This is a genomic window from Methylopila turkensis (genome assembly GCF_027922325.1).
GTDB classification, from domain to species: Bacteria; Pseudomonadota; Alphaproteobacteria; order Rhizobiales; family Methylopilaceae; genus Methylopila; species Methylopila turkensis.
This window is the reverse complement of the sequence record NZ_BSFL01000001.1, coordinates 781,967-798,575: the sequence shown is the minus strand read 5'-3', so window position 1 is coordinate 798,575 and position 16,609 is coordinate 781,967. Positions and strand designations below refer to the sequence as shown.

The window sequence follows — 16,609 nt, the reverse complement described above, 5'->3', positions numbered from 1 at the left end:
CTCGCCCTCAGCTCGGAAAGAGATCGCGAACGCGAAGGAAGGGCATGCCGGTTTCGGCCGCCCTGCGCACCTTGCGTTCAAGTACCTGGGTGAGCGGTATTCCCCGGTCGAGCATCTCGTAGAGATCAAGACCGTCCATGCAGATCACGCGCTTGCCCCGACCAAAGGCCACCAGACCGTCTTCAGAGAAGCCGCTGTTGCTGACGAACAGGCCGCGCGTCCATGCCGCCTTCTGCTCGATTTTGCCATGGAACGTATGCAGCTCGGCGACGCCGATGGGCTGCCCGTGCCACTTGGCTTCGAGAAGATAGACCTCGCTGCCAAGCAGAAAGCTGCCGTCGATCTGTTCGCCTTTCAGTCGGAACGGGTCCTGAGCCGCAAGACCGAAGGTGTTAAACAGGCCCTTGAGGAAACCCTCGAAGGCGTAGCCCCGCGCTTGCGGGCCGAGCGTCGTGACCTGCAGGAGGTCTGCCTTGATCTGGGCGATCGTCTGCTTGTCGACCGCGCCTTTGTTCGCGCTGGGCTCCGACGCCTGCGGCGTGGCGCGGCCAGAGAGTCGGCTGATCAGCCCTTGATAGCGGCTCTCTGCATTGACGACGGGATCTTTCCCGCCCGTGCGTGCAAGATATTCCCAGCGATGCTCCCAGAGCGCCGCAAGTGTGCGGACGGCGGTGGCGTCGTCGCAGCTCTGCAGGAAGTAGCGCAGGCGCTTGCCCTTCGAGCCGCCATTCACTGCGTACTTCGGGTCATCGATATTGACCTTGAGCTCGGAGGCGAAGAAGTCCGCGAAGCTGGTATCGGAAAAATCCAGCACAAAGCCGGGACCTCGTGCGAAGTCGACGAGATCATCCACAAGCCGAAGATCGATGGAGCGTATCGCGCTAATAAACTTTCCTTCCCGGCCTGTAGCTCTGCGCTAGTTATTGATGGTTTCTTGGAGCTTCTCGATTTTTGCAAGTATGACGTCAAAGGCGGGCGGGCTGTCATCGAACATCATTGGCGCCATCGCACGATAGTCTGCACGCAGATCCCTCATCCGCGCCTCGCTCGGCATCAGGCGCAGCGTCCCTGGCCGCGCGGTGTCGTAGCTGGCCCAGCCCGATCGGAAGAAGGTCGCCTTGTGCTTCGCCACCGTCGCCAGAAGGTCGAAATCGCCTGCGGCGGCTTTGCCCTCGTCGGTGTCTAGAAGCATGGCGAGGTCGTAATAGTGTCGTGAGAAATATTGTGGCGTTGCGGATTCAGCAGGGCGATGGGCTTCCGCATGCAAGGCGGTGGCTTTTTCCCAAAAGGTCCGCTGTGCAGCGAGCACGGTGACGGCGGCGTCGGGATCTTCGAAGAAGTCGGGATAGTCCTCCGCCGCATAGCAGCGGATGACCTTCTCCTCGGTCGGCCAGGGATCGCCGCGCGCGCCGAGTTCGAGCTTCACCCGTGGCGTAATGTAGGCCATGCCCTCATATTCGGCGACGGGCAGCGCGGTCGGATAGTGGAAATTCACGGTCTGCGCGTCGCCGGCATCGATCTCCAGCGACCAGGCGCCATCGGTCGGTTCGCCGAGTTGCTCGATGATGGCGTCGCGAAGCGCCGGAAGCAACTTCTCGGCGATATGCTCCTCGACGTCGGCCACCAGGTCTTGGATGAGTTGGGCCGCCTTCTTCCGGCTGATTCCGTCCTTCTCGGGATCACGGTCGCCAACGTAGCCGAGGTCGGCGCGGTCGAAGGATAGATCGATATCTTCGGAGAAGCGGCGGATCGCGCCGAACGCCTTTGAAAGGGACGTACCGCCCTTGAAGACCAAGGTGGCAGCGTCCTTTCCTTGCAGGTCGAAAAGCCGCTTCAAGGTCCAGCAGACCCAAAAGTCCTTTTCGATGATCGCGTCGGCGATACCTCGGCCTGCGCCGGTCTCGCCAAAAAGAGCCGCCCGGTCGGTAGCCGGAAGAAGAGCGACTTTATCCATCCAGATCGCCCGACGCTGCGTTGGCGATCAAGACGAGCGTCGGCCTCATCCAGGCGGGTGCTTGGACCGCGGTGGAGGCAAGCGTCTTCTTGTCGCTGGCCGACAGGCGACGCGCTGCGACTTGTGCGACGTCGGCGGCGCGCACCTGCCCCACATGACGAAGAGCCTGGACGACGGTGCCGGCCGGGCTTCCCGGAGCAATCAGATGCTTGGGCGAGGCGTGACGCAGATCGACCACGCGCTTGCCCAGCACGACGCGGCGGGAGGGGCCATCGGTCAGATAGGTGCTCTTCGCCGGAACCTGGGTCGAGAGGCCGAGCGCGTTGGCCGCGCGCGCGCCAGCGATCTGCACCTGCGAGTCGGTCTCGCGTGCAAGCGCCTGCGCAACGTCGTCGGGAGTTGGAGAAAGCGGGCCGAGCTTGGGATGGACCTTGGGGAAATCATATAAGCCACGCGCCAGGCGGCGGAGCTTTCCGGTTTTCGCCAAGCGGGAGAGGGCTTGGTCTACCGCTGCGCGCGCCGCCACGTCCAGGAAGTCACGAGGCGTGAAGACGCCGCCACGCCCGCCAGCGCGGGCGCGTCGCATGATCCGATCCGGAACTGATGTGACAGTGGCTTTCATGTGTCAGAAAATAGTACATCTTTTTCTGACATTCAAGGGGCGCCTAATAGGGAGGTGATAACGGTCCGTCAGGCCCTCGCGCAGGCTTACTCTGGGGCACGGTTGGCGGACCTCGCTCACCGAACGAAACCTTGCTATAAGACGAGTGACGGTACTTTTCGCTGGCTGCGGAGCGGCTTCCAGCCGCTGGAAAATCGGTTCTCAGAGGTAATCGACCTCGATAGATACCGAAAGCATGCAAGAAAATTTTCGTAGAAAAAGCTGTTTAAAATCAACAGCGTAGGTTTTTGACGGCCCCCGTGTCGGCATATCGCCATCCAAACAGAAGAATTTCGCGATAAATCAACTACTTATGGCCATGCTGAACAATCGAGTGGGAATGACGGGTGGTAGGATCGGCGGCGATCGGTGACGATTGAGCCAAAACGCGTGAAGGTTCGGTTCGAAACTCGCCGATAGTCTGCAGGACGAGACTCCAGCAGGCCAGATCATCGAGCAGCGCATGCGGGGGCGCGACCACGCTCACGCCCAAAAGGCCCATGGCGATCGCGGCATCATTGTCGGGGGCCGTCCTGATACCCTTCCGCCAGCAGGAATCGGCGGACGCCGGGATCGCTGCTGAGACCGGCTGCGCGCCACGCGGCCTCTCGTGCGGCCGCCGCCTGCCCGCTCAGCCACAGGATACGCGCGCGCGCCGCCCACCATGGCTGGTAGGTTTCCGCGCCGCTGATCGCGTCCAACTGCGACAGCGCGGCGTCGGCATCGCCATTCTCGGCGAGCGTGACCGCGCGCGAGACCAGCACGCCGGTGGTGGGCGCGAACCGGGCCAGCACGTCGTAGAGCAGCAGCAGCGGGGCGTGCAGGCGTTCGCCGGTCATGCGCTGCTGCGCATGGAGCGACTGGATCGCCGCCTCGGTCTGGAACCGGCCCGGCCTCGCCGCGCGGGCGGCGGCGCGCAGGCTGGCCTCGGCCTCGACGATCATGTCGCGAGACCATAACGCGACGTCCTGGCGACGCAGCGCGATGAAAGCGCCGTCGGTCCCTCTCCGCGCCGTCCGCCGCGCCTCGCAGTGAAGCATCATCGCGAGCAGGCCAAGCGCCTCGGGTTGGTCGGGCGCGAGCCTCGCCGTCAGCCGCGCGAGCCAGATCGCCTCGTCGGCGAGGCCCACCAGCCGCGGGTCGGCGCCGGCCACGTCATCCCAGGCCGCGCCATAGGCCGCGTAGATCGCGGACAACACCGCCGACAGCCGCTCGGGGATATCCGCAGCCTCGGGTATCGCGAAGGCGATGCCGGCGTCGCGGATGCGGCGCTTCGCGCGCACCAGCCTCTGCCCCATCGAGGCGGGCGCGACAAGGAAGCTCGCGGCGATCCGCGCGGCGTCGAGGCCCAGCACGGCTCCCGATAACAGGCTCAACGCCTCGACGGCTCCGGCCGGGCCGCGTGCAGCGCCTCCACCAGCGCCGCGGCGGCGGGCGAGCTTTCGCCGGCGCGGCGCAGGACGCCAATCTCGCGGCGGATGGGGGCGGGGCCAAGCCCGATCGCGCGGACGCCCGGCGGCAGCGGCAGCAGCGCTTCCGACAGCGGCGCGATGGCGACGCCGAGCCCCAGCGCGACCATCGCCGGCATGGCGGCGAGTTCGTCGATCTCGAGCCAGTCCCGCGGTCGCGCCGACGCGCTCCGCAGCAGCCGCTCCACCTGCCGGCCGCCGAACGACGAGCGGTCGTACCGAATGAACGAATGCGCCGGCAGAATCGCGCGCCAGTCGTCGCCGGCCACCTCCGCCGGAACGATCAGGGCGTAGTCCTCGTGGACGAGCGGCAGCCATTCGAGATCGCGCGGCGGATCGAAGGAAGGGCGGATCAGGATCGCGAGGTCGATCTCGCCCGCGTCGACGCGGTCCATCAGCCTCAGCGAGACGTCCGGCGCCACATGGAGCCGGCAGCGCGGGAAACGGCTACGAAACGGAACGAGCGCGCGCGCGAGCAGCGTCGCTTGAACCGAGGCGATGGCGCCGACCCGTAGAACGCCTTCCCACGCGTCGTCGCGCTCGGGCTCGCCCAGCGCTTCGAACGAGGCGATCAGCTCCTCCGCCCGCCTGACCGTGCGCAGTCCCGCCTCGTTGAGGCGGGCCGAGCGCCCGGTGCGCTCGAACAGTGGAAAGCCCAGCGCCTCTTCTAGCCGCCGCATATGTCCGCTGACCGCCGCCTGGGTCAGCCCGACGCGATCGCCGGCGGCGGCGAACGTGCCGTGGCGCGCGACCGCGAGCAATGTGCGAAGCTCCGGGATCATGACGATTGATAACGTTTCGTGCGGCTCAGATAAAGAAAGAAACGTTTTTCGTCATGAATTGGACCGTGTAGAAGCGTCTGCGTCCGCAACGGAGAACCCGACCATGCCTGCGCTGCACCCCTTCCATCTCGCCTTCCCCGTCGACGACCTTGCGGCCGCTCGCTCCTTCTACGGCGGCCTGCTGGGATGCCCGGAGGGCCGCAGCTCGCCGGACTGGATCGATTTCGACTTCTACGGCCACCAGATCGTGGCCCATCTCGCGCCGGACGAGACCGGCGTCGCGGCGACCAACGCGGTCGACGGCCACGGCGTGCCGGTCCGGCATTTCGGCGTCGTCCTGCCCATGGACCAGTGGCGGGAGGCGGCGGACCGGCTGACCCAGGCCGGGATCGAGTTCGTCATCGCGCCCTACATCCGCTTCAAGGGTGAGCCGGGCGAGCAGGCCACCATGTTCTTCCGGGATCCGAGCGGCAACGCCATCGAGATGAAGGCTTTCGCCGACATCGGAAACCTGTTCGCGAAGTAACGGGGGCGAGCCGGGATGGAGCTCTGTCGCGTCGCCATCGCCGGCTTCGGGGCCGTGGGGCGGTCGACGGCCGGGCTTCTGCTCGACCGGCGGGCCCGTTACCGCGACGTCTACGGCGTCGAGGTCCGGCTGGTCGCCGTCTGCGCGTCACGAGCGGGGCTGGTCGATCCGGCCGGTCTGGAGCCCGAGCGCTTCGACGATCTGGAGCCGGGCCTGTCGGGCCCGGACGTGATCGAGGCGAGCGGCGCCGACGTGCTGATCGAGGCCGGCCCGAGCGATCACCGCACGGGCCGTCCGGGGCTCGCCTATCTCGAACGGGCCCTGTCGGGCGGGCGCGACGCCATCGTCATCTCCAAGGGCGCGCTGGCTCGCGACGGCGCCCGGTTGCGCGCGCTCGCCCGCCGTTCGGCCGCGACGATCAAGGTCAGCGGCGCCGCGGGCGCGGCGCTGCCGACAGTCGACCTGCTCGACCACAATCTTCTCGGCTCGGAGGTCTTGGGCGTCGAAGGCGTGCTGAACGCCACCACCAACTACCTGCTCGACGCCATGATGGCGCGTGGCGTCGGCTTCGAGGCGGCGCTGCGCGAGGCGCAGGCCGGCGGCTTCGCGGAGAGCGATCCCCGCGACGACGTGGAGGGGTGGGACACGGCCCGCAAGCTTGTCATCCTCGCCGGCTTCGGCCTCGGCGCGGAGCTCTCGATCAGCGATCTCGAGGTCCGCGGCATCCAGTCCGTGACGGAGGAGCAGATCGCCGGCTGGCGGAGCGACGGCCTCGTTCCGAAGCTCGTGGGACGTCTCTGGCGCGACGAGGCTGGCGCCTTCCGGGGCGGCGTCGGCGTCGACGCCTACCCACTGACGGACCCGCTCGCGCGCCTGCCCGGCAAGACCAAGGCGATCCGGGTCACGACGGACGGCATGGGCGAGATCGTGGCGATCGGCTGCGGGGCCGAGCCGCTCGCCACGGCGTCCGCGGCGCTCAAGGATTTTGAGCATATTCTCGCGGCGAGGGCCGGACGGCTTCGCCCCGCCTGAGGAGCCAAGGCAAATGACGCGACGTCTCGTCCGGGCCATCCGCCATTTGCATTTCGAGGACCTCGGCAGCTTCGCCGGACCGCTGCGCGACGGCGGCTTCGACATAGAGTATGTCGACGCGGCGTCGTCCGATCTCGGCGCCGTCGATCCGCTCGCGCCGGACATCCTGGTCGTGCTTGGCGGCCCGATCGGCGTCAAAGACGGCGCGCTCTATCCGATCGTCGCGCAGGAGATCCGTCTGCTGCAGGCGCGGCTCGCCGCCGATCGCCCGACGCTCGGCGTCTGTCTTGGCGCGCAGCTCATGGCGGCCGCGCTCGGCGCCGCGGTCTATCCGGGGCGGACGAAGGAGATCGGCTGGGGCGCCCTGGACCTGACGGACGCAGGCGCCCGCGGCCCGCTCGCCGCGCTCGAAGGCGTCGCGGCGCTGCACTGGCATGGAGACACCTTCGATCTGCCGCAGGGATGCGACCTGCTGGCGTCGACGCCGGTTTGCCCCGCGCAGGCGTTCGCCCGCGGACCGAACGTGCTCGGGCTGCAGTTTCACGCAGAAGCGCAACGCGAGAGGTTCGAGAGCTGGCTCATCGGCCACGCGAGCGAACTGGCGGGCTCCGGGATCAGCCCGGCGCGTCTGCGCGCGGACGCGGCCGTGCACGGCGACAGTTTGCCGCCGGCCGCAGCCGGCATGATGGGCCGCTGGCTCGACGGCCTCAGGCTCGACGGCGAGCACGCGCGAACCTGATCCAAGCGCGCGACCGCGCGCCGCCACAGTTCCGTCGTAATAAGGCGGCCTACAGGAACGTCCCGTCGGCGCGGTGCGGTTGCCGGCGATGACGCAACGTGCAGGGCATATGCGAACTTTAGAGAAGGCCGAGATCGTCGGGCCGCTCGGCAAAGGTTACAGGGCCGGGGTCTACGCTCTCTCCGACGGACGCGTCGTGAAGCTTTTCCTGTCGAGGGCGTCCAGCCTGTCGGACGCCACGACCGAGTTCGGAATCACCCGCCACGCCTGGGCCGCCGGCGTGCGAACATGGCGCGTCGACGAGATCGTCGCCTACCGCGACCGCTACGGCATCGTCGGCGAACGCATTAACGGCGTCACCTTCGAGACCGCGCTGCGCACCGGGCGCATCGGCCTGGCGCGCGCGCTGAAGGAGCTGCTGTCGCTGCATCTCCAGCTCCGCCGCGTGCCGTCGCCTCCGCCGTCCCTGATGGCGGCGCGTTCGGGCGGGCGCGCGGACGCGGCGTTGGCGAGCATCGCGGGCGACCCCACCGCCTTCGCCGGCGAGGGGCTGTGCCACGGCGACCTCGCGCCGAGCAACATCATGCTGGACACGGACGGCCGTGCGGTGGTCGTCGACTGGAGCGCGGCCTTCGTCGGGCCGACCGTCGCCGACGTGGTGGTGGCGAACGGCAAATGGCGAAAGGCGCTCGCTCGCAAGCGCCAGCGTCTCCGCCATCGCATCGCGGCCCCTATCGTCGCCTTCGCGCACCGGGTGCTGGTGGCGCGGCAAATGGGCTGGCCGCCGCTGAAGATCAGCCTGCCGTTGCGCTCCCTGTCCTAATCGGCGGCGGGCGCCGGCCACGACACCGTCGCCTCCAGCCCGCCGAATTCGGAGACGCCGAGCTTCAACCGGGCCCCGGCGGCTTCTGAGAGGTCGCGGGCGATGGCGAGGCCGAAGCCGGTTCCGGGCGTCGTCTCGTCCCAGCGCACGCCGCGCCCGATTCGCGCCCGCTCGTCCGCCGCCATGCCGGGTCCGTCGTCCGCGACCGTGATCGCGCCGGAATCCCGGTTTCCATGCGCCGACACCACGATGGAGCGCCGGCCCCATTTGCGCGCGTTGTCCATGAGCGCCCCGAGAATCTCGAACAGCTCGCCCTCCGACGCCGGGAAGACCACTATGTCCGGCGTCTCGATCCGCCAGTCGAGCCGCTCCGAGCCGGGCAGGCGATCGAGCGCGGCGGCGATCTGGCGGACGACCGGCGCGGCCGCGGCGCCCCGGCGTTCGAGCCCCGCGGCGGTGGCGCGGGCGCGGGCGAGGGCGCGGGTCGCCTGCGCCGACATCGCCTCCGCCTGACGCTCGATCTCGGCGGCCTCGGCCGGGGCCAGCGGCGCGATCCGGCGGCCGAGCGCCGACAGCACCGCGAGCGGTGTCTTCAGGCCGTGCGCCATGTCGGCGGCCTGCGTCTCGGCGCGCTTCAGCGCCCGCGCGCGCTGGTCCAGCAGCGCGTTGAGGTCGTCGACCAGCGGCTGCACCTCGTCGGCGTAGCGGCCGGGCAGCGTCGTTGTCCGACCTTCGCGCAGACCGCCGAGATCGTCCCGCAGCGCGCGGAACGGCAGGAGCGCGCGATGGACGAACAGCGCCATGGCGAGCGAAAGCGCCACGGCGAGCGCGGCGAGCGTCGGCGCCAGCAGGCGCAGCACCTCCGTTCGGCTCGCGGCGAGCTGGCGACGGTCGAGCCCGACAAGGATCGTGACCGGCGGCCGGGGCTCCGACACCTGCACCGCGCGCGCCACCGCGAGCAGCGTTCCGCCGTCCGGCCCGGGGATGTCGAGCGTCTGCGGTTCGGCGTCATCGCCCTCCGGACGCGGCGGCGTGTCGAGCGCCTTGTCCCACAGCGACCGCGAGCGCATGCGCTGTCCGTCGGCGGCGTCGACCTGCCAGTAGAGCCCGCCATAGGGCGCGGCGTAGCGCGGATCGGCCGGACGCTGCTCCAGGGTCATCGCGCCGTCGGCGCCGAAGGCGACCTGTCCGGCCAGAAAGCGCGCGGTCTGGTCCAGTTCGTCGGCGGTGCGCCGGTCGAGCGCGGCGTCGAAGATCAGGAACAGGCCTGCCCCGCCGAGCACCAGCGCGAGCGCGATCAGTCCGGCCGCCGCTAGGCTGAGCCTGAGCCGCAGCGACCGTCCGGTCACCGGTCGTCCGCCGGGATGAGGTAGCCGTGGCCCCGGCGGGTTTCGATCAGGGGCGCGCCGAGCTTGCGGCGCAGCCGGGTCATCAGCGCCTCGACCGCGTTGGTCTCGCGTTCGGCGCCGCTGTCGTAGACGTGCTCGATCAGCTCGCCGGCGGAGACCACGACGCCGCGCCGGCGCATGAGGTGGACGAGCGCGCGGAATTCGAGCGGCGTCAGCGCAAGCGCCCGTCCCGCGAGGCTGGCCTGGCGTCCGCGGGGATCAAGCTCGAGCTCGCCGGCGCGCATCACCGGCGCCGCCTCGCCGACCGCGCGCCGCAGCACGGCATGAAGCCGCGCCACCAGCTCCTCCATGCGGAAAGGCTTCGCGAGGTAGTCGTCGGCGCCGGCGTTGATGCCCTCGACCCGCTCGCGCCAGCCGTCGCGCGCGGTCAGGATCAGCACCGGCAGCCGGCTGCCGCCTTCCCGCAGGCGCTTAAGCACGCTGAGACCGTCGAGCCGCGGCAGACCGAGGTCGAGCACCATGGCGTCGTAGGATTCGACGTCGGCCTGGAACCACGCCGTCTCGCCGTCGCGGGCGAGGTCCACGACGAAGCCCGCCTGGACGAGCCCGTCGCGCAGGTCGGCCGCGATCTGCGGCTCGTCTTCGACCACGAGCAGGCGCACGGCTCAGTCGACCTCCAGCACCCGCAGCGACCGCGCGTCGATCTCGACCTCGCGGCGCGCGCCCGAGGGCGTCAGGATCTTGATCTCGTAGACCCAGAGGTCGTCGTCGCGGTCGAGCTCGATCTTGACGACGTCGCCGGACACACGGGCGCGGGCCGCCGCCAGCACCTCCTCCAGCGGGCGGATCTCGCCGCGCTCGAGCGCGCGGCGCGCCTCGTCCTGGTCGTCGTCGCCGAGGGCGGGCAGGGCGGCCCCAAGCGCGAGCGCGGCGGCGGCGAGGATGGCGAGCGGGCGGATCATGGCCGCGCAGCATAGAGCGACCTCGCTGACGAAACGCTGACGACGCTCGTCAGGATGACGTGGGCGGAAGCTGCGAGAACCGGCGTCATCAATCACGCCACAGGAGAAAGCCATGTCCATCGCTTCGAAGCTCGTCCTCGCCGCCGCTCTCGCCGTCGCGCCCGTCGGCGCCGCCTTCGCCGACACGCCGGGCGCCGACTGGATCAGCATGGAGCAGGTCACGCAGAAGCTGAAGGCCGCAGGCTATTCCAGCGTCGCCGAACTGGAGGCCGACGACGGCCGCTGGGAAGGCAAGGGCGTCAAGGACGGACGGATGATGGAGTTCGACGTCGATCCGAGGACCGGCGCGATCTCGAACGAGCGCCTCGACGACTGACGCGAGCCGCGTCGCGGGCGAACGGCGACCTCTTGGCCGCCGTCCGCCGGGCCGCTAAGAACCGGCCGGGCCGCCTCGGCGGCGGTGGACCCGAGGGCGCATGCGCGGAAGCGACGAACGGCAGGCCGACGGCGAGGAGCTTATCCTCGACACGTCGGCGTTCGGTCTGATCAACGAGACCTACAAGCTCGGCCTGCGCCCCGGGCGCGGCTCCGGCGTCGTGATCAACCTGTCATCGCGGCGCAGCCTCATGCTGGGAAGCGTGCCGTTTCCCTGCGCGGTGGTGGACGTCGCCGATCAGCGCGTGAGCTACTACACCACCTTCGTCGACAGCCTGATCGATGGGCTGCGCGGCTTCGTCGCCGCGAATGGCTTCGAGGCCGTCTGCGCCATCGGCAGTAGCAAGTCGGGCTTCGGCGCGCTGCTCGTCTCCCGCGAACTCGCGCGCGCGCTGCCGCAGGTTCAGGTCTCCGCGCTCGCCTTCGGCGCGCAGACGCGGCTGTGGCCGCCGAACGAGGCGATCCGGTTCAAGAGCTATCACAACCTTCTGGAGCGCGCCGGCCGACGCCGGCGGATCCTGCGCGATCTGCAGCGCTTCGGCGACGTCCGGGCGTCGGTCGATCTGCCCAATCTCCGCTGGAGCGTGTTCTACGGCGACCAACATCCGGTCGACGCCGGGGAGGCCCTCGCGCTCGGCGGGACGAGCGTCGCGCTGAAGCCGCTGCCGACGCGGCTGCACTCCACGATCCTTCCGTTCCTGTGCGCGGGCGCCGGGCGCGCCGGCGTCGAGGCCGTGGTCGCCGCCTATCACGGCCGCGCCGCCTCCGACGAGGACCTCAAGGCGAGCCTGGTGTCCGACAAGGAGGCTGACATGGTCGAGGAGATTCTGGCGCTCGGTCCACAGCCCGGGCTCGCCGAGTTGATCCGCGCGCAGCTCGGCTTCGGCTGACCCCTTAGGCCGCGGCGGCGGCTTTGTCGGCGAGCAAGGCGAGGATGACGTCCGTCTGGGACAGCAGCCCGATCAACCGTCCCGCGTCGTCGACGACGGGCAGGTGGTGCAGGCCGTTGTCGGAGAGCAGCGGCACGACGTCGGCGATCGGGGTTTCGGGGCGGACCGAACGGACCTGCGTGGTCATGATGTCCTCGACCCGGGACGAGGGCGCGCGCAGCCGCGTCAGCGTCAGCTCGATCCGCCGCTTCAGCCCCACATGCGGGCCGAGGCCGCTCCATGTCGCCTTCTCGAGAAAGTCGGTCTGCGTCACCACGCCGATCACGCGGGCGGACTCGTCGGTCACCGGCAGCACCTTCAGCCGGCGCTCGCGCGCGAGTTTCAGCGCTTCGCGGATCGACATGCCGGGCGACACGGCGACGACATTCCGGGCCATGACGTCGGCGCAGACGGTCTGGGTGGCGCGGCGTCCGAAGGCATGAAGCTGCGCGCGGCGCAGCAGGGCCTCGAGGTCGGCCCGCCCGACGTCGAGCGGATAGCCGAGGCCGGCCAGCGCCGCGTCGAGATCGTCGGGGGTGATCCCGATATGAGCCGAGGGCGCCGGCTCGTCGGCGCCGCGTTTCGGTTTGGGCTCAGCCGGCCGGCTCGGATAGGTCCGTCCCGCGAGCGGGTTGAACGCCAGGGCGGAGGCGAGCAGCAGCGCGGAGTTCGCCGCCACCGGCCAGAGCACGAAGCCGAAGCCGAGGTCGTGAATCTCGGCTCCGCCGAGTACGGCTGTCAGGGCGACCGCGCCGCTCGGCGGGTGGACGCAGCGCAGCGTGATCATGGCGGCGATGGCGAGCCCGATCGCGACCGCGGCCGCGAGCGGCGGCGACCCGATCGCCTGCGCGGCCGCGACGCCCATGATCGCCGAGACCAGATTGCCGCCCATGATCGACCACGGCTGCGCCAGCGGGCTCGCCGGCACGGCGAACAGGAGCACGGCCGACGCGCCGACCGGTGCGATCATCGCCGGCAGGGCGGCGCCCGCGCCGACCGCGGCGGTCGACACGAGGCCGGTCGCGCCGACGCCGAGGAAGGCGCCGAACGCCGACAGGGCGCGCTCGCGCGGAGTGAATCGGGGCATGTCGGGGAGGAAACGGCGCAGCAGGGGATGCATGAATGCGTCTTCTCAGGTTTTCAGAGCCGTACGGCTCAGGCGTCCTGCGCGGCGCAGTCGGCGGCGCGCAGCCGGGGCAGTCGGTCGAGCGCCATCCGCAGAGCCGCCCCGCCACTGGCCGCGGCGGCGAAGGAGTGACGGTCCAGCACCGCCAGGAAAGCGCGCGTGGCTTCCGCGAGCGCGCCTTGCACGCCGCAGACGCCGTTGATCGGGCAGGAGCCGCAGTCGACGAGATCGAATCCGTCCTCGGTCAGACGGACGATCTCGCCGACGGTGATCGCTTCGGCCGGCTTCGCCAGCCGCATGCCGCCGGAGCGGCCGCGCACGGTTTCGACGTAGCCGGCCTTGGCGAGTTCGTGGACCACCTTCATCAGATGGTTCTGCGAAACGCCGTAGGCGGCGGCGACCTCCGCGATCGACGACAGCCGCTCCGGCCGCGCGGCCAGATAGGCGAGCGTGCGGATGGCGTAGTCGGTGTAGCGGGTCAGGCGCATGACGTTCGGCCGCCGTCCGCGACAGCGCGTTTGGTTTGCATGTTCGAACCGTGCGACCTAAGCAGAAAAGATGTACAAGAAATATATCTTTAGAGCGCGGCCATGAGCGGTCAACCGACGGAAGCCGAGCTTCTTGGGCTGGTCGAGGCGTTCTACGCCCGAGTCCGGAGCGACCCGGAGCTCGGTCCGCTGTTCGAAGGCCACGTGGAAGACTGGACGGAGCATCTGGAGCGGCTCGGCGCGTTCTGGTCTTCGGTCATGCTGGGAAGCGGGCGCTACAAGGGCAATCCGTTCGCGGCGCATCTGAAGCTGCGCGATCGGCTCGAGCCTGCGCTGTTCGCGCGCTGGCTTGCGCTTTGGCGCGCGACCGCGGCGGAGCGCTTCCCGCCGGAGATCGCGGCCGAACTCGACGCCCGAGCCGGCCGCATCGCGGTCAGCCTTCAGGCCGGCCTGCTGTTCCGGCCCGAAGGCGCACCCTCGGGGCCCGAGCCTCAGCGCGCCTGATCGACGTCGCGAACGGCGCCGCGGGCGGCGCTGGTGGTGAAGGCGGCGTAGGCCTTCAGCGCGGCGGAGACCTTGCGCTTGCGCGCCCTCGGTTTCCAGGCGTCGGCGCCGCGGGCGATCTCGGCCGCGCGGCGGGCGGCGATCACGGAAGGCTCGACCGCCAGCCGGATCGACCGGCCCGGGATGTCGATTTCGACCATGTCGCCGTCCTCGACGAGCGCGATCAGGCCGCCTTCCGCCGCTTCCGGCGAGACGTGGCCGATCGAGAGCCCGGACGACCCGCCGGAGAAGCGGCCGTCGGTGACGAGCGCGCAGGCTTTGCCCAAGCCCTTCGATTTCAGGTAGCTCGTGGGGTAGAGCATCTCCTGCATGCCGGGGCCGCCGCGCGGACCCTCGTAGCGGATGACGACCACCTCGCCCGCGACCACCTTGCCGGTGAGGATGCCGCTGACCGCGTCGTCCTGGCTCTCGAACACCTTCGCCGGGCCGGAGAACTTCAGGATCGACTCGTCGACGCCGGCCGTCTTCACGATGCAGCCGTCGAGCGCGAGGTCGCCGGTCAGCACCGCGAGGCCGCCGTCCTGGCTGAAGGCGTGGGCCGCGCTGCGGATGACGCCGTGCTCCCGATCGATGTCGACGTCGTCCCAGCGGCGGTCCTGGCTGAACGCGGTCTGGGTCGGCACGCCGCCCGGTGCCGCCCGGAAGAAGGTCTTCACCGCCTCGCTGGTGGTGACCGCGACGTCCCAGCGGTCGAGCGCGTCGCCGATGGTGGCGCTGTGCACGGTCGGCAGGTCGCGGTGCAGCAGGCCGGCGCGGTCGAGCTCGCCGAGGATGCCCATCACGCCGCCGGCGCGGTGCACATCCTCCATGTGCACGTCCGACTTCGCGGGCGCGACCTTGCACAGCACCGGCACCTTGCGGGACAGCCGGTCGATGTCCTCCATCGTGAAGCCGACCTCGCCCTCGTGGGAGGCGGCGAGCAGATGCAGCACGGTGTTGGTCGAGCCGCCCATGGCGATGTCGAGGCTCATGGCGTTCTCGAACGCCTTGAAGCTCGCGACCTTTCGCGGCAGCACGGCCTCGTCGTCGTTCTCATACCAGCGGCGGGCGATGTCGACGATCAGGTGTCCGGCCTCCACGAACAGGCGCTCGCGGTCGGCGTGGGTCGCGAGCGTCGAGCCGTTGCCGGGCAGCGACAGGCCGAGCGCCTCGGTGAGGCAGTTCATCGAGTTCGCGGTGAACATGCCGGAGCAGGAGCCGCAGGTCGGGCAGGCGGAGCGCTCGATCTTCGCGACGTCTTCTTCCGGGATCCGGTCGTCGGCTGCCGCGACCATGGCGTCGACGAGGTCGAGCGCGACCTCCTTGCCCTTAAGGACGACCTTGCCGGCCTCCATCGGACCGCCGGAGACGAACACGCTCGGAATGTTCAGCCGGAGCGACGCCAGCAGCATGCCGGGGGTGATCTTGTCGCAGTTCGAGATGCAGACCATGGCGTCCGCGCAATGCGCGTTGACCATGTATTCGACACTGTCGGCGATCAACTCGCGCGAGGGCAGACTGTAGAGCATGCCGTCGTGGCCCATCGCGATGCCGTCGTCGACCGCGATGGTGTTGAACTCCTTCGCGACGCCACCAGCCTTCTCAATCTCGCGCGCGACCAGCTGGCCGAGGTCCTTCAGGTGGACGTGGCCCGGCACGAACTGGGTGAAGGAGTTCACCACCGCGATGATCGGCTTGCCGAAGTCGCTGTCCTTCATGCCGGTCGCGCGCCAAAGCCCGCGGGCGCCGGCCATGTTGCGGCCATGGGTCGTGGTGCGGGAGCGGTAGGCGGGCATGGCGATCCTCGGAACGGCTCAAGAGCCGGACGCTGGCGCGCACCGGCCGTTTTCCGAGCTTTTGGCGCCTTATCGCTGCGCCGTCCAACCTCTCCTTCGACGGTCAGCCCTGCGGCCGCGGTCGTGGCGAGGCCTGAGCCTCGGGGGTGAGCGGGCGTTCTGTTCGCTGCGTCGCCGGAGCGAAGGTCTCGTCGAGGCACCAACGTCAGGGGAGCGACCCGGCGCTTCGTAGGCGGTTCGTCCTGGCGCGTCCGGTCGGTCCGATGGCCGCCCGCCGTCAAAACTCTGGTGAATCTGAGCGATCGCCACTATCTCGATCGTGCCGCGCCGGCGTCAGGCCTTGCCGGCTCTGCCGGCCCCACGACGGACATCGACCCATGAGCCTGCACGCCGCCCTCGAGCCTACTGTCGAAGAGGCTGGCCTCTCTCGTCGTCTGAAAGACGGCACGGCGGCGGCCCACCAGCGCCTCGACCGGTCGATCATGGCCGGGGCCCCCTTCGCCGATCGCGCGCGCTACGGCCGATTCCTCGCGGTCCAGCAGGCCTTCCACGCCGACATCGAGGCGCTCTACGCCGATCCCGATCTCGGCCGACTGCTGCCGGACCTCTCCGCGCGCAGCCGGCTGGCGGCGATCGAGAGCGATCTCGCGGATCTTGGGGTTGAGACTCCGGCTTCGGCCGACGGCCCCGCCTTTCCGGCCGGCGCGCCGTTCGACGACGCCGAGGCGCTGGGCTGGCTCTACGTCGCCGAAGGGTCGAACCTCGGCGCGGCCTTCCTGCTGAAGGAGGCGGCGAAGCTCGGCCTCTCCACCGAGTTCGGCGCACGTCACCTCGCGCCGGCGCCGGACGGCCGCGGTCTCAACTGGCGCGTTTTCGCCGCCGCCCTCGACGCTGTTCCGCTCGACGCGGACGGGACCACGCGCGCGGTCGCCGGCGCGGAAGCCGCGTTCGCGCGCGTTCAGGCGCTCGTGCGGGCGTCGTTCGGCTAACGATCG

General features: G+C 69.7%; 19 protein-coding genes. 8 read left to right on the top strand and 11 right to left on the bottom strand.

Going from position 1 to position 16,609, the window contains the following annotated elements; translation table 11 throughout:
* Positions 1-7: 7 nt before the first annotated feature.
* From PKE78_RS03735 to PKE78_RS03715, 5 genes are all read right to left on the bottom strand, one after another.
* Entirely contained in the window at positions 8-853 is an 846-nt protein-coding gene (locus tag PKE78_RS03735; RefSeq protein ID WP_271199497.1) for a restriction endonuclease, read from the bottom strand.
* A gap of 63 nt (positions 854-916) precedes the next feature.
* The gene (locus PKE78_RS03730; protein ID WP_271199496.1) at positions 917-1,954 is read right to left on the bottom strand and encodes a nucleotidyl transferase AbiEii/AbiGii toxin family protein; all 1,038 of its coding nucleotides are present in this window, start codon (positions 1,952-1,954) and stop codon (positions 917-919) included.
* Positions 1,947-2,540: a DUF6088 family protein gene (locus PKE78_RS03725; RefSeq protein WP_056380919.1), complete on the bottom strand. Its 594-nt coding sequence runs from the start codon at positions 2,538-2,540 to the stop codon at positions 1,947-1,949. Before PKE78_RS03725 ends, PKE78_RS03730 begins: the two co-directional genes overlap by 8 nt.
* 590 nt (positions 2,541-3,130) lie before the next feature.
* Positions 3,131-3,991: an RNA polymerase sigma factor gene (locus PKE78_RS03720; RefSeq protein ID WP_271199495.1), complete on the bottom strand. Its 861-nt coding sequence runs from the start codon at positions 3,989-3,991 to the stop codon at positions 3,131-3,133.
* Positions 3,988-4,866 carry a LysR family transcriptional regulator gene (locus tag PKE78_RS03715; RefSeq protein WP_271199494.1) on the bottom strand — a complete coding sequence of 293 codons (879 nt, stop codon included), beginning with the start codon at positions 4,864-4,866 and terminating at the stop codon, positions 3,988-3,990. Before PKE78_RS03715 ends, PKE78_RS03720 begins: the two co-directional genes overlap by 4 nt.
* A gap of 103 nt (positions 4,867-4,969) precedes the next feature.
* Between PKE78_RS03715 and PKE78_RS03710 the strand changes: the two genes are divergently transcribed.
* The 4 genes from PKE78_RS03710 (at position 4,970) to PKE78_RS03695 (ending at position 7,986) form a co-directional block, all read left to right on the top strand.
* Positions 4,970-5,392, top strand: a complete 423-nt coding sequence (locus PKE78_RS03710; protein ID WP_271199493.1) for a VOC family protein — start codon at positions 4,970-4,972, stop codon at positions 5,390-5,392.
* A gap of 15 nt (positions 5,393-5,407) precedes the next feature.
* Complete coding sequence (locus tag PKE78_RS03705; RefSeq protein WP_271199492.1) at positions 5,408-6,424, top strand: homoserine dehydrogenase; 1,017 nt, start codon at positions 5,408-5,410, stop codon at positions 6,422-6,424.
* A 13-nt stretch (positions 6,425-6,437) separates the two neighbouring features.
* Positions 6,438-7,163, top strand: coding sequence for a glutamine amidotransferase (locus PKE78_RS03700; RefSeq protein WP_271199491.1), 726 nt, complete (start codon positions 6,438-6,440; stop codon positions 7,161-7,163).
* 109 nt (positions 7,164-7,272) lie between these two features.
* Entirely contained in the window at positions 7,273-7,986 is a 714-nt protein-coding gene (locus PKE78_RS03695; RefSeq protein WP_271199490.1) for a phosphotransferase, read from the top strand.
* On the opposite strand, the gene PKE78_RS03690 is transcribed toward PKE78_RS03695, so the two are convergent.
* The 3 genes from PKE78_RS03690 to PKE78_RS03680 are packed head-to-tail and all read right to left on the bottom strand — an operon-like array spanning position 7,983 to position 10,297.
* Entirely contained in the window at positions 7,983-9,335 is a 1,353-nt protein-coding gene (locus tag PKE78_RS03690; protein WP_271199489.1) for a sensor histidine kinase, read from the bottom strand. The genes PKE78_RS03695 and PKE78_RS03690 overlap by 4 nt on opposite strands.
* A complete protein-coding gene (locus PKE78_RS03685; RefSeq protein WP_271199488.1) occupies positions 9,332-9,997 on the bottom strand; it encodes a response regulator transcription factor in 666 nt (221 codons plus the stop codon). Before PKE78_RS03685 ends, PKE78_RS03690 begins: the two co-directional genes overlap by 4 nt.
* 3 nt (positions 9,998-10,000) lie before the next feature.
* Entirely contained in the window at positions 10,001-10,297 is a 297-nt protein-coding gene (locus PKE78_RS03680) for a PepSY domain-containing protein (RefSeq protein ID WP_271199487.1), read from the bottom strand.
* Between the two features lie 112 nt (positions 10,298-10,409).
* Here PKE78_RS03680 and PKE78_RS03675 point away from each other — a divergent pair, with 112 nt between their 5' ends.
* Positions 10,410-10,673, top strand: a complete 264-nt coding sequence (locus tag PKE78_RS03675; protein ID WP_271199486.1) for a PepSY domain-containing protein — start codon at positions 10,410-10,412, stop codon at positions 10,671-10,673.
* Between the two features lie 100 nt (positions 10,674-10,773).
* Complete coding sequence (locus PKE78_RS03670; RefSeq protein ID WP_271199485.1) at positions 10,774-11,622, top strand: hypothetical protein; 849 nt, start codon at positions 10,774-10,776, stop codon at positions 11,620-11,622.
* Positions 11,623-11,626: 4 nt separating this feature from the next.
* Here PKE78_RS03670 and PKE78_RS03665 read toward each other — a convergent pair whose 3' ends face one another.
* The gene (locus PKE78_RS03665) at positions 11,627-12,781 is read right to left on the bottom strand and encodes an HPP family protein (RefSeq protein ID WP_271199484.1); all 1,155 of its coding nucleotides are present in this window, start codon (positions 12,779-12,781) and stop codon (positions 11,627-11,629) included.
* A 35-nt stretch (positions 12,782-12,816) separates the two neighbouring features.
* A complete protein-coding gene (locus tag PKE78_RS03660; protein WP_271199483.1) occupies positions 12,817-13,275 on the bottom strand; it encodes an Rrf2 family transcriptional regulator in 459 nt (152 codons plus the stop codon).
* Between the two features lie 102 nt (positions 13,276-13,377).
* Here PKE78_RS03660 and PKE78_RS03655 point away from each other — a divergent pair, with 102 nt between their 5' ends.
* Positions 13,378-13,779: a group III truncated hemoglobin gene (locus PKE78_RS03655; RefSeq protein WP_271199482.1), complete on the top strand. Its 402-nt coding sequence runs from the start codon at positions 13,378-13,380 to the stop codon at positions 13,777-13,779.
* On the opposite strand, the gene ilvD is transcribed toward PKE78_RS03655, so the two are convergent.
* The gene (gene ilvD / locus PKE78_RS03650; protein WP_271199481.1) at positions 13,767-15,614 is read right to left on the bottom strand and encodes a dihydroxy-acid dehydratase; all 1,848 of its coding nucleotides are present in this window, start codon (positions 15,612-15,614) and stop codon (positions 13,767-13,769) included. The genes PKE78_RS03655 and ilvD overlap by 13 nt on opposite strands.
* A gap of 377 nt (positions 15,615-15,991) precedes the next feature.
* On the opposite strand from ilvD, the gene PKE78_RS03645 reads away from it, so the two are divergent.
* Positions 15,992-16,603 (top strand): biliverdin-producing heme oxygenase, encoded by a 612-nt coding sequence (locus tag PKE78_RS03645; RefSeq protein WP_271199480.1) that lies wholly within the window; start codon positions 15,992-15,994, stop codon positions 16,601-16,603.
* The last annotated feature ends 6 nt before the right edge of the window (positions 16,604-16,609 follow it).